The organism is Nostocoides veronense, assembly GCF_039531185.1.
Taxonomy (GTDB): Bacteria; Actinomycetota; Actinomycetes; order Actinomycetales; family Dermatophilaceae; genus Nostocoides_A; species Nostocoides_A veronense.
This window is the reverse complement of sequence record NZ_BAAAPO010000004.1, coordinates 647-16,178: the sequence shown is the minus strand read 5'-3', so window position 1 is coordinate 16,178 and position 15,532 is coordinate 647. Positions and strand designations below refer to the sequence as shown.

Sequence of the window (15,532 nt, the reverse complement as noted above, 5' to 3'; positions counted from 1 at the left end):
TTCCTCGGGAAGGTGCGCTCCCTCACGCCACCCCGCCGAAGGCCATCCACAGGTTCTGATCATTGCTCTCAGTCGATGATCCGCGCCCATGAGGAGAGGATCGAGTCAAAGGGTGAAGCGGGATCTCCGACAGAGAGGTTGATTACGGCGATCTGCGACCCAGCCGGCCCTTCCGCCCCTTCCCCATCGAACAGCTCTCGGAAGACGCGCCACATGAGATCGGGTACGAGTTCGGCTGCGGGCAGTTCCTCACTGCGGTCGGCTGTCTCGTCTGATGGCGTGAGAATGGGGCGCACCAACACGGGGCGATTCGCGGCCAGCTCACCAGCACCGCGGTCACCCCAGATCGTTGCCGACGCCATCCAGGTGCCGTGTTTCAGTTCCTCGACGGTGGCATTGCTCAGAAGGTCGTCGGGATCATGGACGATGACTCGGTCCCGCAGCAACGGATGGTTTGCGGCGGGGACGCCGTCGAGGAGGCAGACGACGGGTTCAGCTGTGGGGAGCGGACTGTCCTGACCTGATATCGGGTCGGTGGGTGGCCCGGCGACCGGGAGGCCTTGCCCGGTCACCCTTAGGTACATCACATTGGCGGAACGGACGACCTGAACGGAATCGAAGTCACCGCGCGCGAGGTCCCGCAGGCTCTCGGTCGGGACGGTGCACTTGAGGCCGTGGTAGCCGATCTGCTCGATCACCGCCGAGGTATGTACCTGTCCTCCAGCCTGTTCAACCAGAGCGGTGACCTCACGCTGGCTGGCGAGGCGTTTCAGGGGTGAGCGTCGATACCAGAGTTCGATCTCGATCGCGTGTGGCTTATCGGTGATCCGGTCGGCGAAGTGTTCGTCCCAGTCGAGCATCTTCAAGCGGTCTTGCGGACCCCACGGACGCAGGTCCTTGAGGTGGGAGAACAGTTCTCTCAACGGCGAGTAGCCATACGGGAGAGACTTGCTCTGCTTCCACGTCCGCCATAAGGACAGCAGGTCGTCGAGGGCTTTCTGGTTGAGGCACACCGCGTGGAGGCAGGAGCCGATGAACGGATTGCGCGGCTTCTTGCTGATGAGTTGATACTCGTCGGTCGGTTCTATCGCACCTTCGGACTCAACCAGGATCTCCAGGCCCAGTTTTTGGGCGACGGTGGTTAGGTCTATCTGCTCGTCGAGGGCCTCAAAGACCAGGACAAGTTGCGGATCGGCAGCCTGGATTGATTGAGCGAGTTGGATCTCCGCGCCGAGAGCGGCGACGGTTTCCTCGAATCGTGAGTCGATCCTACTGACCCGCTCACCCTCGCTGAGAAAGTTCACCCGCGAACCGCCCCCGCCAGGTGCCTTGATCGAGCGTGGCGGGGAGATCATGCCCAAGATCACCGGTCTCGACGTCGAGACTCCATCGGCCGATGGGCTCATTTTTCACTGACGTCGGCGCGCGCAGACCACTGCTTGAGGAGCTGCTGGGTGACTGCTTGTGAGTCGGGCTCTGGGCCGGAGAGGATGGAGCGGCGTTGGACGTCCAGCGCGAACTCCTCCAGCTCGGCATAACTGACATCGCTGAGTCGATCGGCGATAGTGCGCGCGGAAAGACCGAAATCGACGCCTGTTCTCGCCGACCATGCTTGCAGCCATTCGACCTTGCCAGCCCTGGTCGGGTTCGGCAGATTGAGCCTCATCTGCATCCGGCGCCATACTGCACGGTCAAGAAGTTCTGGATGGTTGGTCGCGGCGATCACGATGACGTGGCTTGGCAGCTTGTCGACCTGGAGGAGAAGCGAACTGACAACGCGCTTGATCTCGCCCGTCTCGTGAGTATCGCCTCGTTCCTTCGCCACCACGTCGAACTCGTCGAAAAACAGGACACAGGGCCGTACCCGCACCGCAGCGAACAGAGTCTCCATGCGGGATGCGGTCTCGCCCAGGAAGCTACCGATGAGCCCTTCATACCGGACACTCAGCAGCGGGACTGCGAGCTCGGTGGCGATCGCCTCGGCCAGTGAAGTCTTCCCGCCGCCTGGCGGTCCTACGAACAACAAGCGGTGCCGGGGTTCGACTCCGTGACTACGCAGCAGGTCTCGACGGTGGTGTTCCTCGACGAGTTGGTTGACAGCTTGACGCACCTCGGTCGGAAGGACCAGATCGGTCACCCGGCGTTCTGGCTCCTGCTCGTAGAACAGACCGTTGGATGCCTCGTTGCGACTCAAAGAGGTGACGTTGGTGCCGGTGTTCGGCCGGCGGCGAGTCAGCGCGTCAGCGAGTTGGGACGCCAGTACGCCGTGCTTCTTGTTCTCTTCCTCGGCGATCAGGGCCTCGGCCGCGCGTCGGAACGCGAGATCATCGCCACCGGCCCCTGACTGGACAAGTGCGAGGAGCAGGTCTGCGCGTGCCATGCATCCTCCGATCGCCGTTCAGTCCTGATCAATCTTCTCAGACCTTATGTCCACTCGCCCACATCGACACGAGCAGTCGGTCGCGGAAGGGCACGAGGGCATGACCGGGACCGTCGACGCGCCTGGCGACGCTCACTGGACTCCCTCAGCCGGCATGGGCGCCAGGGATGCCGAGTGCTCGTACGGCCGCCTGTCGGCGCATGCGGCGCCGAGCAACTGCGTCGCAAGTCCGGGCACGTATCAGGAGGATGAGGCTGACCGGTCCCATGATGATGAACTTCATCGCGTTCCACACCGCCCACAGCACGACCAAATGCAGCCAGCCTGGGGCACCGTCAGCGAGGGCGTTGGTGCAGATACTCGCGATGAGCAGGTAGGGCGCGGCGAGGAGCATCGCGGGGATGCCCCACTTCAAGTTGGGTCGGCGTCGGATCGCGTCGAGCAGCCGGTTGGTTGGCATGTAGCGGCGCAGGTAGTAGCGGGTGTGGGCGCTGAGCGTCCAGATCAGGCGGATCATGGCGGGCCTCTCGTCACACGTGTCTCTCCGTCGAGGAGGCAGTACGTGTATGAGCGCCCAAGCTGGGCTGTCCCGAAGGACCCACAATCGAGGAGGACCTGCCTCGAATTCCACTGTACGTCGGAGCCCGGACAGACGTAACCCCTGTGCTACCTCATTCGCGGGAGTCCGACGCCGCGGGGCGGAAGTGATGCCGTGGGCCGGCTGGTGCGTGTGGCAAGGCGATGAGGTGGGTTCCTGAAACAGGTGTCTCTGTCTGCTGGAGGTGCAGGCCGATCATGTTGACGAGCGTCGCGGCCACGGCAGCGAGGTCCGCGGCCGAGCCATGGAACGTGGGTACGGAGCATCCCCTCGTGGGAGTCAGTTCGTCGCCTTCAGCTGCTTCCTCCCAGAGTGGGTGGTACAGCTCCAGCGCACCATCGGCCACTACCGAGCGTCCTGCCTGGTCGTCAAGCTCAGACGGCGTACAGGGGGCATCGGGCGCGCAGATGTTGGCGATACCGAGCGATCCTGTCCTGGCGTCGGTGGCGACCTGGGCAATGAGTGCCGTACGGTCTTCGCCGGCGAGGGTGTCGAGGTAGGTGGTGATGCTGTGGCTGACCGTGGCGTCGATGATGAGGTCCGCGGAGAGGGAGACGGCTGGATCGGGGACGCTTCCTTCTGCGACGGTCACGGTCAGGTCGTCGCGGATCGCGCGGAGGCGTGTGGCCAGGGCATCGGCCTTGGTCTGGCCGATGTCGGCTTCGGTGTAGTTCTGTCGCACGAGTAGTCCGCCGGTGATGGTGCCGGGGTCGCAGACGGTGATGGTGCTGGCTCCGGCGCGTGCGATGAATTCGGCGAGCCATGAGCCGAGTCCGCCGCAGCCCCAGATGTGGACGGTCCGTCCTTGGAAGGCGTTGACGGGACGGTTGTCGTCGCGCCGGGTTGTGACCTCTTGCCGTTCGTCGGACATGTTGCACCATTCGATGGGGATGTCGGCGTTGATGATCGCGGGGTCGAGGGTGATCGCGGTGCCGTGCTTCTTGGCGAGGCGCCGGAGGGCGTCGGCGGTAGTTGCGGGGAGGCGTCCGCCGAGAAGGTGGTGCGGTCCGCCTGCGGGGTGCGGCACGGCGAGCACGAAGTACTGCTCGGTGCCGTCGGGGTTTCGTAGAGCGCTGGCGAGGAGTGAGGTGAGGAACGCGGGCGACTGCGGTGAGACCTCTGGTGGTCGTCCTTCGGCACGGTGAAGGTGCGGGTCGTCCAGGAGTGTCATGAACAGCGCGAAGGTGGATGCCGCGCCGAAGGGGAGGTCGCTCGCGAGGACAAAGACGGGTGTGCGGTGTCCGTCGCGGTCGGTCGAGTAGGTGAGGTCGTATCGGTGCGGTGAACGGGCGATGAGCCGGGCGATCTGCTGGCGCTTCGGCGGCCCGGGTTCGCGGACGACGATGGTGGGTGTGTCGTCGGCGTGGTGGAGCACTCCTCCGACAGCGTGGTACATCGCGGTCGAGGGATCGAATGCTCCGGCCGCGGCATCGGTGAGCCAGTCCCACAGTCGGCTGAGGAATCCGGCCATTCCGGAGGAAGGGCGCCACTCGCGTGAGGGGTCGAGATAGATGCAGAGCCGCTGCCCTTGGAGGACGTGCGGGAAACCGAGGAAGCGTGTGTGGTCAACCTCGGCGCTCGGGGGCGCGAACAGAGAGGGGCGAATCTTGACGATGAACTCCTCGTCGTCTCCAAGTTCCAGCCCGCCGGGGCGGTGAGGGAAATCTGCGGTGTGGAGGCGGAGTCGGAGGGTGGCGTCGCCGTCAGAGTCGAGCCGAGGCTGCTCGACTATCCGCACGTCGCTGGGGTGCTCCCTGGCGAGTGACCTCAGCTCATCGAAGAGGTGCTTCTGCCAGGCCGAGAGCGTGGCCCGGTTGCGGCGGCTCATCCCGCTCGGCCAGACCGCCCCACGGTGGAAGCGGCCGCGGGAGCTGCTGCCGGGAACTTCGCGCTGCTGGATGAGGTGGCCGGGGCCTTGAAGCCGTCACCGAAGATGCCCTGCCACAGCTCGATGCTGCGCTCCTTGTTCTCCTCCTCGTAAGCCTCCTCGATCTCGGCGGCGTGGACATGAATACGGTCCCGGAAGTAGCTGTAGGTCGACTGCTCCCAGCGATGGTCGAAGGTGACGCCGGACCCGGACGGGTCCGGAATGGAGGGCTTGGTCGGGCGTGCCTGGAGCCAGGCGTCGAGGTCCTTGACGAGGTGCAGGAGAGTCGTGGGGACGTCGCTGTAGTAGCCGGGGTCGAGCAGCGTGCGCAGCTCGGTGACTTGCTCGCCGAGCAGTGTCGTCAGGAGGATCGACCGGGTCCCGGTGAAGGAGTTCTTGTGGTCACGCAGGTACTTCATCAGCCGGATGACCTTGCGGAGGTTGCCCTTCGCGAGCGCGTCCTTGCTCTTCATCCAGTCCGTGAAGCCCTGGGGGTCGGTCTGCTCCCAGTCGTTGTCGTCGCGGTTGACGATGACTTCGCGTCCATCGGCGAGGTTGATGTGCGGCACGATGTCGAGGTGCATGGAGTTCGCGTAGACAACTCGGACGCAACGGCACTTGCGTGAGTGCGGCATGTTTCCGTAGGTGCTGTGCCGGTGCAGAGCCGCGTAGACCTCCTCGATGTACTTCTTGGGATCGTCGGCCCAGTCCGCGTTCTCGCTCATGTCGAGCATGAAGTCCGCGTCGAACTCGTTGCTGCCCACCGGATTGATGATGGTCTTGTGCGCCCACGAGCCCTGGGGCGTCTTGCCGACGATCAGGTGCCCGATCTGCTCGTCGGCCTTCAACGCCTTGTAGACCCCCTCGACGCGAGAGTCGAGGGAGTCGAGTTTGACCTGGCCGAGGTTGACGGTGTCCTTGAGCAGGACGTTGAAGTAGTCAGTGAGCTTCATCGGGAGGCCTCCGTGGTCGACGTGCTGGTCGGATCGCTGCGGTGTCGGTCTCCGATCAACGGTGTGTAGTCGGCCGCGCGATGATCTGCGAACCGCGCGGTGTAGATGGGGCTGAGCTCGCGGCTCACGGACGCGGCGAGGCCGGCGACATCGCTCGGGTCTGCCGAGTCGAGTGCGTACAGTCCGCCCGGCACGAGAGCATCGAACCTGGTGTAAGCGGATTCGCCGATCAGATGCTCAGCGATCCCCTGTCCGCCCCGGCTGCCGGATGTGAGGATCAGTGGCGCGATCGGCTTCGCCCAGTTGAAAAGCCCGCCGCGGTCGAGGCGCTTGGGGTGGTTCGTGAGCTGGTCGATGGTGCCGACGTTGAGCACCCTGATCGAGGCGAGCGGTACGTCGAGCATGCTCACGGCCTCGGCGATCGCGACGACAGAGGGGTTGTTTGCCCACACGCCGCCGTCGATGAGGCGGTGTCCATCGACACGCGCGGCAGGGAAGTAGAGCGGCGCCGCCGAGGTCGCCATCGCGATGTCCACCATCGGGATGCGCCAGTCTCGGGCGAGCCGTGTGTGGTGCGGCGTCTTGAAGATGTGCACGGAGCCTCGTTGCACGTCCCACGCCGGGATGACCAACCTTTTCGTGCTGTCTCCCAGCAGCCTTTCGCCGAGCACCTTCGTCAACGCGGTACGCAGAGCATCGCCTTCGTAAATGGGTGCAGTGAGTTGCCGAGGTCGCCGCCACAGTCGCCGACGCGCGGCCGGGAAGACAGTCTTGACCAGTTCTTCGTAGTGCCCCACGATCTCGCGCGGGGTGAGACCGGCACCCAAGCCGAGCGCGACGATCCCACCCGCCGACGTGCCAGCGATCAAGTCGAAGGAGTCCTTGATGCTGACGTCGAGGTCCTGTTCCAGCCGCGCGAGCACGTGAGCGGTGAACAGTGCCTTGGCTCCCCCGCCATCGAGGGCGAGAATCTGGAAACGATCGACGGATAGGGTGCTTGGCGCGATCGTCGTGGATGGATGGTCCTGCCGTCCGGGCGCGTCGGCCTGTCCGGTCGGCATCTCGCCTCCGGGATCGGTCGAACTTGCAGGAACTACACCCATGTAACTATTCTACGCCGCCGTACCGACATTCCCTCGGGCTCAGATCACAGGCTCCGCCCGGGAGAAGTTCGCTCGACCGAGCGACGCTCAGTGACGGCTGCGGACCGGCGAGCCGCTTCCCCTGCCTGTACAAGTGCGCTTCTTGCGCGAGCCGCGTCGATCTTCTGTGACGCGTTCTCCGGTTCCGGGCCGAGGGGCGAGTCTTCAGTGATGCCGTACCGGTCGCGGTAGGCCGCGACGGTGCGGGCGTACCGTCGCCACGCCGCTGCCTTGCGTGGATCGCGGGGTGGGTCACCGAGTGGTTTCGTCCAGAGCTCGCCGGCCTGGCGTGCGGTGTCGAGCACCGCGTCGGCACGGGCCTCGATCAGCTCGCGCCGCTCATCAAGCGCGTGGCGCATGTCGCCGGTCATCGGACCATCGGCGGATGGGATCAGTCCGGCGATTAGCCGTGGCGCCTTGCGGGTGCGTCCTGAACCTGCCGGGCGTGCGGTAGCACGGGCCACCCGGTAGTGCAGGACGGAGGCGATGTCGTCGACGTCTTCGAAACCTCGCGCGGCCACCAGTCGCGGAAACAGGGTGTCGAGGTCGTGGTGGTTGGCCTCGGCGCGGCGCAGTTCGGCGGTAAGTGCCCCGAACGCCTCGGACTCGATCGCGGTCTCGGTTTGCTCGGTCGTGAGGCCGGAGGATCGTATGAGGGTGACCCAGCGGTCTCGTTGAGCTACGGCCGCGATGGTCTCGTACTCGGCAGCGAGTTGGGCGATCGAGCCCCAGTGCTCTTGTTCGACGGTGAGGGTCTCGTGGGCGGACAGCTCGGCCCCCACGTGTTGCAGGACCCCGTAGAGCACACCGCGGGCGGTGGCGTCGGGATTGTCGCCCGGGTAGGGCTCGGCGTGCTCGTCGGCGCGGTCGAGGACCACGTAGGCGTGGTTGGCGTGCTTGCCGCGGGTCATCGCGACGTAGAAGTTCTCCCGCGTGGTCGTTGGCTCGACCAGGACGTGGGCGGTATTGACGGTGACGCCTTGCGCCCTGTGTGCGGTGACCGCGTAGCCCAGATCAACATGGTCGGTCACGTAGCCGGCGGGCAGGACGATGGAGCCGCCGAACCGGCGGCCGGCCTTGCGGATCGTGACCGAGCCGTCGTTCCGGACGCCGGTGATGGTCCAGGTGTCACCGTTGCGCACCCAGTCCTTGCCGTTACGTAGCCGACGGTCGTTGCGGCGGGTGATGATCGCGTCCCCGACACCCGCCGCGGTGCCGTCGTTCAGCTCGACCTCCCGACCAGGCTTCAACGTGCCGTCGAGAATCAGGTCCGCACGAGCACGGGTGTTGAGGGCGCTCACGTCCTCGCGGGTCTCGGCCACCAGCACCGACACCAAGCCTTGGCTCCGATCGGCGCGCCACGCGGTGTAGGCGGCGTCGGTCATCGCTTCGGTGTCGCCGTCGTGGATGCGGTCGTGGTCGAGGTAGGTGCCGATCACCTCGGTTCGACCGTGGCGGAGGGCGAGGGAGGCGGTCTTCTCCCAGGCGTTGGTGAACCGGTGGACGTCAAGTAGCTCGGGTGCATCGTCGCGGTCGTTGACTAGGAGTCCGAAGGCGCCGCCTGCGTCCACGGACTGGAGCTGGGCGAAGTCGCCGACCAGCAGCACCTTCGCCCCGGCTCGTTCGGCCAGGTGGGTGATGCGGTCCAGCGAGAGGGTGCCGGCGAGAGAGGCTTCGTCGATGATGACGAGCTGACCCGCCTTGAAGTCCTCGCCGTGGAGGAGGTGGTTCTGCCACCACTTCGCCGTGTTCTCCGTCGCGATCCCGAGGTCGTCAGCGAGGACCTGCGCGGCCACCGCGGACGGTGCGAGCCCGACCACGGACCCGGCGCCGTGTTCCTTCTCCCACGCCCGTCGCAGCGCGGACATTGCCGTCGTCTTCCCGGCGCCCGCCGGCCCCACCAGCACATCGAGCATCTGGCCGGAGACCACGATCTTCATGAGCGCGTCAGCCTGATCTTCACCGAGCAGCCGCCCCTCACGATCAGGCTTCGTGGTGACCTTCTCCACAGTGCGAAGCGGGACGGTCGGTCCGGTCATGGTGCGGGCGCGGTCGAGCAGACGGTCCTCAGCCTCCAGCAGCAGCTCGGAGGAGAACACGGTCGAGTGCTTCGGGCGGAACACGCTCGTGCCATCCACCCGCCGGAACGCGGCCGGGCTGGTGGCGAGGTCGGGCGGCGTCAGCCGCAGCGAGGCTTGCTCGGCGGCCTCGGCGATCATCGCGACGACCGCTTCGCGGTCGCGCATGCTGGCGAAGCGCCAGCCCATCGTCTGCCGGGACGCCTCGGCCATCAGGTTCCACCGCCGCCACGTGGACCGCTTCTCACCCACCACCTCGACCACGGTCTGCCCGAGCTCGCCGATCGCATCCAGCGGCACGTCATCGGCGCGCAGCAGCAACGCCTTGTCGTTGTCGGTCACCTCGCGTGCCCAGGCGGTGGCGTCGTGGCCGAGCACGCCCGTGGCGCGGGTGCGCCACTCGGCAGTCAGGTCCGCCAGCGACCGCACCTGTTTCTCCGGGCGTGTGGACAGGGTGGCCTGGGCACGCAACTTGATCACGGTCGCCGTGGAGGGCTGGCGGCCGTGCCGGGCGACGTACTCGGCGATCAGCCGGTCCTTCTCGGCGTCGATGTGCCGGGCACGGGTCGAGAACTCCTGGACCAGCTCCTCCGGGACCGTGCTGATGGCCCATGCGGGGTTGCGATCCCGGCCCATGTCCCTTGCTTCCCACTCGACCCCGAAGGTACGGGTCATGTGATCGGCGAACACAGCCTCGTGCAGCTCCGACAGCGCGACCACCGCGGCGTGCATCGGACGGCCATCCAGAGACCGCCACTTGCCGTCGAACGCGGTCTGCACCTTGTTGGAGATGACGACGTGGGTGTGCAGATGGGGGTCGCCAGCTCGGGAGTCGAAGTGATCGAACGCCGTCGCCACCAGCCCGGTGACATCGACCTGCGCAACCGCTCCGTCGCCAGCGGTTGCACCGGAGCGGGTGGCTGCAACCTCGCGCTCCATGAACGCAACCACCTCCGCAACCGCCGCATGATGCGCCTCACCGATCAACGCCTGCGTCCCCGCGTCCGCGACCGCCCACAACGCCGAGGCCGACTTCGGAACCGAGAAGGTGAAGTCGAACCCCGCCACCGCGCGGCGCCTGCCGCGGTCGGTCTCCTCGGCCTCGATCTGCGCGACCGCCTCGCCCTGTGCACCAGGGCTTAGGCCGGGGTCGAGGTCGGCGATCCGGGCCTCGATCCGTTCCGGCACCGACTTGTAGGCAGGGAACGCGTGGCCCAGCGGGTCGCCGGTGATCGGGTCGCGGCCCATGCCCATCAAGAGCTGGAGCTGGGCCTCCGACACCCGATCACCGACCGCGAGCTGGCCCTGGCCGAGTGAGGTGATGCCGGAGCCGAGCCACTGGCCCGGTGGTGTGCCCGCCTCCGCGTAGTACCTCGTCAGCGGCGTCGAGAGCGAGCGGTCGCCGTCTGCGGCGGCTATCGAGCGCAGGAGGTACTTGTAGCCGTCACCGGCGCTCATGACCCGCATGGAGACCGTCACGCTGGAGAGGTGCACGAGAACGTTGCGTGTCCTCGTCTCCGTCGGCGCGGCCGTCATCGCCGGAGGCGGCGTGGCATGGATGAACTGGCTACTCTCGCTGGGATCGCGCTTGTAGCCGGACTCTGTCCTTCATCCGAGTCGTCTACGTCCGCATTCGCTGGTTCGCGCCGACGGAGCAGCCGCGCGCGGGTGCTGCTGCGATCGGCGACGGTGGCAAGAGTCGGCGGGGCCTCCAATAGTCTCCACCGGCGGGGGCTGGAGGCCATATCACGGCCTGCGCCGGAGAGGTCCCGAGTTACGATGACTACGGACCAGACGTGCACAATGGTACCTATGTCGGACGTCTTCCTGAGTTATGCCCTCCAAGACTCGGAGGTCGCAGCCCAACTCGCCGCGCAGCTACGGCGAGCTGGCCTGAGCGTCTTTGCAGTGGAGGATGTAGCGCCTGGCGAGAGTATCTGGCATACCGTGTCTACGGCAATCGCCGAGGCCAGGGTGTTTGTTCTGCTCGTGCCTCGAAGCGTGACATCGGAGTTCCTCCAGCAGGAGGTCCAGGCCGCCGTCACTCGTAGTGTGGGCGGCGGTTTGGCCGTTCTGCCGGTCCTTCTCCCTGGGCGAGAACCGGTCGAAGATGTTGCCCGCTTTCGCTACCTGCGCGTAGGTGCGGGGAGCGACTTCTCGGATGTCGTTGATGTGGTAAGGGGCGTTCTCCGTGCGTCAGCGCGTACTAGCCCATCGACTGCTGGCCTGCGGCTCTCTTTTCTGTCTGCACTTCTTGACGCTGACTTGTCCGGTGCCCCCGATGCGGCGGCTCTGGTCCTGGAGGAGATCAGCCAGACGGTTGGAGGCAGCGCCGAGGAGTTCGACCGGCAACTCGCTGTCCTTCGTGCCGCCGCTGAATGGGGAGAGAACCACCTTGGACCGTCCCACCCGTCCGTGGCACCACTTCGGCGTCGACTTGCCGATGCTCTCGGTAGGTCTGGTCGACATCAAGAGTCCATAGAGGTGAGACGGCGAAGCCTCCAGGCATCTGCGACCCCAGAAGAGCGCATAGAACAAGGTTTAGACCTTGCCAACCAACTGGTTGCTTCTGGGCTTGCAGAAGAAGCAACACGCCACTACGAGCAGTCTCTAGAGTTGGCCTCTCGATCCGGCTTCGATTCGGCGGCAGCGGCCTCGCTCGTCGGGCTTGGAACGATCGCTCGGATGCGAGGTGAGCTGATCGGAGCTCGAACCTACCTTGAGCGCGCGGTTGATTTGACAACCCGTCTCGCAGAACCGAGCGCGAGGACATCTGCCCTTATCGGTCTGTGCGAGGTCCTCAACGAGATGGGTGACACGGAGGGGAGTCTCCGGTATGCCGAAGAGGCGCTCTGGTTGTCTCGGACGATGCTGGCTGGGGACGACACGCTCGCACTGCGTGCTGCCGCGTTGGTCACCATCCAAGATGGAGCCTGATGAACGCGCTTGCCAGACCAGTGAGGGTATTCATCAGCTACGCGCACGATGGGCAGGTGCCCGGCCATCGCGAGCGAGCACTCCAATTGGCAGAGTCGCTTCGCAAGCGCGGTGTCATGTCCTACATAGATCGGTGGGTTGAGCATGAAGCGATCAACTGGCCACGTTGGATGGCTGACCAGATCAGGGACGCGGACTTCGTGCTCTGCCTCGGTTCCCCGCTTTACAAAGTGCGCTGCGAGCAGTTAGGAGACCCAACGGTTGGACGCGGCGCCCGGTGGGAGGGAGCTCTGATCACGGATGCCATGTACGCAGATATTGTCGAGGCGCCGACCAAATTCATATCGGTACTGCTCGAAGGCACGTCACCCGCCGATATACCTGATGTTCTTAGGCCTTACGGCTACACCTACTACGAATGGTCGGAAGGAGCCGATGGTGACGAATTGCTTTATCGACGTATCACTGGTCAGCCGCTGCTCAAGCCACCGCCGCTGGGTCGAGTGGTCGTCTACCCTTAGCGGTACTGATCTACCGGTGGCTGTATGCTGACGTACCTATTCTCTGGACTTGCGCTCATGACGAGCCTCGCCTCACTCTGGGTCAGCGTGCTCACCTACCGCATGGCCGGACCGAAGGTCGCACTCGACTCTCACAATTTTACCCTGCTCGGCAGCGAGTTATGGCTCAAGGTCAAGATCGTCAACGCAGGTAAAGGCGAGATCGACATCGACGGTGCGACATGTGATTTGCTCGGCTCAACAGTCACCGCGCTGCCGCACCGCATGAAGTCCGCGTCCTCGCACAGCGTCGAGTTCCATGCCCCAGCCGACCGGAGTCTCGGACGCGCTGGCTTGGTGACCGTCAACATCGGACTAGGCAATGGCCGAACTCTGACCGCGCAGGTCAGAATGACCGGCATGGAGCAGGCCGAGCTGCGCCGCTACTTGAGCAATCTCCAAGGGTCCGCTCCGCGGTCGCTTCAGTCGGCGACGTGGCTACCACCGTCCCAGGAGGAACTGTGATCACGCTACCGGTCTATATCGTTGTTGACACTTCGGCCTCCCTCATGGGCGACATGGACGACGTCAATGCCGCCCTCGCCGAATTGATCGGCGCCCTTCAGGAGGAGTCGATAGTAGGAGAACTAGTGAGGGTAGCAGTCATACAGTTCGCGTCCGAAGCGCGCGAGGCAATCCCCCTTAGTGATGTCCGCGAACTCGGCGCGATCCCAGCATTAGTTGCTCACGGGGCTACCAACTATGGGCCGGTCTTTAGACTCGTGCGCCGCTTGATTGTTCGGGACGTAGCCGCGCTGAAGGCTGCTGGTGGTCGAGTCTTTAGGCCCGTCGTGTTCTTCGTTAGTGACGGCTCGCCTGTAGATCCTTCTTGGCGAGAGGATCTGCGAGGGCTCCATTCATCTGAATTCCGTGAGAGGCCAACAATCGTGACGTTCGGCATTGGCTCTGTAGATCCGGACGTCTTGCGCGAAATTGGCACGAATGACGGCGGCGCATTTATGGTCTCTACTGCGCTCGGTGTTGGCGATGCGATCAGGTCAGTCTTCGGTGGTCTAATGACGATGTTGAGTTCGACTGTGCAAAGCACCACCTCACCCGACAAGCGCGTCCCACCCATAGCACTGTCGGATGACTGGCTCGATCTCACTGCGGTGCCCGGCACCGGATAGCGCCACCGGTGTGGCCGACGGCTCGCGCCGACGACCTGCAATCCCTCCACATGCCACACATGCTTGCGTGGCGAGATTCGCTCGCTCCTCGGGCCAGGTGAGCTTCGATCTGCCGGGTTCGGGGTGAGTGTTCGCTGCTGCCATGGAGCCGGAGGGATGGTTCGACGGGTGCACCTGTGGCGTGTACCCCGTCTGCGAGTTCGTGGGCGGGCCGTCCGTCGCCAAGGAGACCTACCGTGTTCGATCTGCTCGCCAAAGTCATGTCCGCGCCGCTGCTGGTGCCGATGGACATCAACATCGACCCCAACACCAACGGTCTGCCGGGGATCAACCAGTTGCGCACCATCGTCGGCGCGGTGATGACCATCGGCCTGATCCTGTCCGTGCTTGCGCTGATCGTGTCCGCGATCGTGTGGGGCTTCGGCGCGAACTCATCGAACCCGCACCTCGCTTCGCGCGGGAAGATCGGCGTCCTCGTCTCCTGCGGCGCAGCGGTGATCTGCGGCGCGAGCGTGACGCTCATCAACTTCTTCTGGAACGTCGGCCAGTCCGTCTGACCCGACCGTCGTCGAGAGCTGGTGTTCGTGATGAGCGTGTGCGACGTTCCCGTGATCTCCTCGGTCTGCGATGCCGTCGGTGAACCTGAGTCGTGCCAGTTGGTTTAGTGTCCCGATTTAGCGATGGTGTCCAGGAGTTCTTTGACTTCTGGGGGGATCTCGGGTTCGAGGGTGAGTCTGTGGTCGCCGAGGGCGATGGTGGCCGAGCGGATCGGGCGCAGGGTGTTGATGAGCTTCTTGATCGAGAGGCCGGTGACGTCCTGGAGGTAGCGGCTGACCGCGAGGGCGGCGAAGACGATGGTCAGGTGCGCCTCGATCGAGTCCTTCTGGTGATGGAACATCGGGCGGGCCCGCAGGTCGCTCTTGGCCATCCGGAAGCTCTTCTCGACGTGCCACAGGTCGTGGTAGGCGCTGATCACCTGGGAGCCGGACATCACGTCGGGGGCGATGTTCGAGACGTACCCCTTCAGGCCAGCGAGCTGGCGGGCTCGCTCGACCAGTGCCCAGTTGACGTCCTTGTCGGCGCCGTTGATTCGCACGAACCGGTCCTTCTTGACCGGCCGGGTGCCGGCGGCGACCTTCTCGGCCCGTTCGACCATCGCGTTGATCGACCGGTTGTCCCGCTTGTACCGCTTGAAGGGTACTGGTACACCACCCTGCGGGTGCGCGCGGCCGTGCCGGTGCCCATCACCCGGCTCGACTCCAGGATCTGACCGTCGGCGAAGTAGTCTCCGTGCCGTTCGAAGTGGGCGGCCAGGTCGTAGGGGGCCTTGCTGATCCGAGAGCCGACGATGAAGGAGAACCCGGCGTCCTCGAGGGCGTTCAGGTTCCCCGCTGAGAGCATCCCGGCATCGGCGACGACGACCATGTCGGTGACCCCGTGCCGGGCCTGGAACGCCTCCAGCACCGGGATCAGGGTCTTGGTCTCGGCGGTGTTGCCTTCGAACAGGTGCACCTCGAGGGGGAACCCGTTGGGGTCGACCAGCAGCCCGACCTGCACTTGAGGGTCGACCCGGCGTTCCTTGCTCATCCCGACCTTGCGCAGGTCGTCCTCGGTGTCGGTCTCGAAGTACAGCGTGGTGCAGTCATAGAGCACCAGGGCCGCCGGGCCGCTGGTGCGTGCCGAGTGCGCCAGGCACGCCCTGGCCAGCCGATCCCGATAGTCCCGTCCGATCGTGCGCCCCAACGCGCGGAAGATCGTCCGCAGCGACGGCGCCGGCACACCGATGTCGGCGAGCACCCGCGCGGTGTCGGCCTTGGACGTCGGCTCGACCACCCGGGCCAGCACCAGCGACCTGAACGCCTCGTCGCCGAGGACCTCGAACCCGAG

At 65.1% G+C, this 15,532-nt stretch carries 13 protein-coding genes and 1 pseudogene; 6 read left to right on the top strand and 8 right to left on the bottom strand.

What is annotated here, in order from left to right:
* Positions 1–68: 68 nt before the first annotated feature.
* The 7 genes from ABD225_RS00970 to mobF all read right to left on the bottom strand — a co-directional run bounded on the left by ABD225_RS00970 (position 69) and on the right by mobF (position 10,485).
* Positions 69–1,355 carry a S8/S53 family peptidase gene (locus tag ABD225_RS00970; RefSeq protein ID WP_344079946.1) on the bottom strand — a complete coding sequence of 429 codons (1,287 nt, stop codon included), beginning with the start codon at positions 1,353–1,355 and terminating at the stop codon, positions 69–71.
* 47 nt (positions 1,356–1,402) lie between these two features.
* On the bottom strand, positions 1,403–2,380 hold the full coding sequence (locus ABD225_RS00965; protein WP_344079943.1) for an AAA family ATPase: 978 nt from the start codon (positions 2,378–2,380) through the stop codon (positions 1,403–1,405).
* 145 nt (positions 2,381–2,525) lie between these two features.
* Positions 2,526–2,897, bottom strand: coding sequence for a sulfate permease (locus tag ABD225_RS00960; protein ID WP_344079939.1), 372 nt, complete (start codon positions 2,895–2,897; stop codon positions 2,526–2,528).
* A gap of 154 nt (positions 2,898–3,051) precedes the next feature.
* Complete coding sequence (locus tag ABD225_RS00955; protein ID WP_344079936.1) at positions 3,052–4,806, bottom strand: ThiF family adenylyltransferase; 1,755 nt, start codon at positions 4,804–4,806, stop codon at positions 3,052–3,054.
* Positions 4,803–5,798 carry an SMODS domain-containing nucleotidyltransferase gene (locus tag ABD225_RS00950; RefSeq protein ID WP_344079933.1) on the bottom strand — a complete coding sequence of 332 codons (996 nt, stop codon included), beginning with the start codon at positions 5,796–5,798 and terminating at the stop codon, positions 4,803–4,805. Before ABD225_RS00950 ends, ABD225_RS00955 begins: the two co-directional genes overlap by 4 nt.
* Positions 5,795–6,901 (bottom strand): CBASS cGAMP-activated phospholipase, encoded by a 1,107-nt coding sequence (locus ABD225_RS00945; RefSeq protein ID WP_344079930.1) that lies wholly within the window; start codon positions 6,899–6,901, stop codon positions 5,795–5,797. The genes ABD225_RS00950 and ABD225_RS00945 overlap by 4 nt, the downstream gene beginning before the upstream one ends.
* Before the next feature lie 44 nt (positions 6,902–6,945).
* Complete coding sequence (mobF, locus tag ABD225_RS00940; RefSeq protein ID WP_344079927.1) at positions 6,946–10,485, bottom strand: MobF family relaxase; 3,540 nt, start codon at positions 10,483–10,485, stop codon at positions 6,946–6,948.
* Here mobF and ABD225_RS00935 point away from each other — a divergent pair.
* The 6 genes from ABD225_RS00935 to ABD225_RS00910 all read left to right on the top strand — a co-directional run bounded on the left by ABD225_RS00935 (position 10,475) and on the right by ABD225_RS00910 (position 14,202).
* A complete protein-coding gene (locus tag ABD225_RS00935; RefSeq protein WP_344079925.1) occupies positions 10,475–10,612 on the top strand; it encodes a DUF6112 family protein in 138 nt (45 codons plus the stop codon). The genes mobF and ABD225_RS00935 overlap by 11 nt on opposite strands.
* A 218-nt stretch (positions 10,613–10,830) precedes the next feature.
* Positions 10,831–11,955 (top strand): TIR domain-containing protein, encoded by a 1,125-nt coding sequence (locus ABD225_RS00930; RefSeq protein ID WP_344079922.1) that lies wholly within the window; start codon positions 10,831–10,833, stop codon positions 11,953–11,955.
* Positions 11,955–12,476, top strand: a complete 522-nt coding sequence (locus ABD225_RS00925; RefSeq protein ID WP_344079919.1) for a TIR domain-containing protein — start codon at positions 11,955–11,957, stop codon at positions 12,474–12,476. The genes ABD225_RS00930 and ABD225_RS00925 overlap by 1 nt, the downstream gene beginning before the upstream one ends.
* A 57-nt stretch (positions 12,477–12,533) precedes the next feature.
* Positions 12,534–12,980, top strand: coding sequence for a hypothetical protein (locus tag ABD225_RS00920; RefSeq protein WP_344079916.1), 447 nt, complete (start codon positions 12,534–12,536; stop codon positions 12,978–12,980).
* Positions 12,977–13,645, top strand: coding sequence for a vWA domain-containing protein (locus tag ABD225_RS00915; protein ID WP_344079913.1), 669 nt, complete (start codon positions 12,977–12,979; stop codon positions 13,643–13,645). The genes ABD225_RS00920 and ABD225_RS00915 overlap by 4 nt, the downstream gene beginning before the upstream one ends.
* Before the next feature lie 260 nt (positions 13,646–13,905).
* Positions 13,906–14,202: a DUF6112 family protein gene (locus ABD225_RS00910; RefSeq protein WP_227007205.1), complete on the top strand. Its 297-nt coding sequence runs from the start codon at positions 13,906–13,908 to the stop codon at positions 14,200–14,202.
* Positions 14,203–14,306: 104 nt separating this feature from the next.
* On the opposite strand, the pseudogene ABD225_RS00900 reads toward ABD225_RS00910, so the two are convergent.
* Positions 14,307–15,532: pseudogene (locus ABD225_RS00900) on the bottom strand (IS1634 family transposase); the annotation flags it as partial.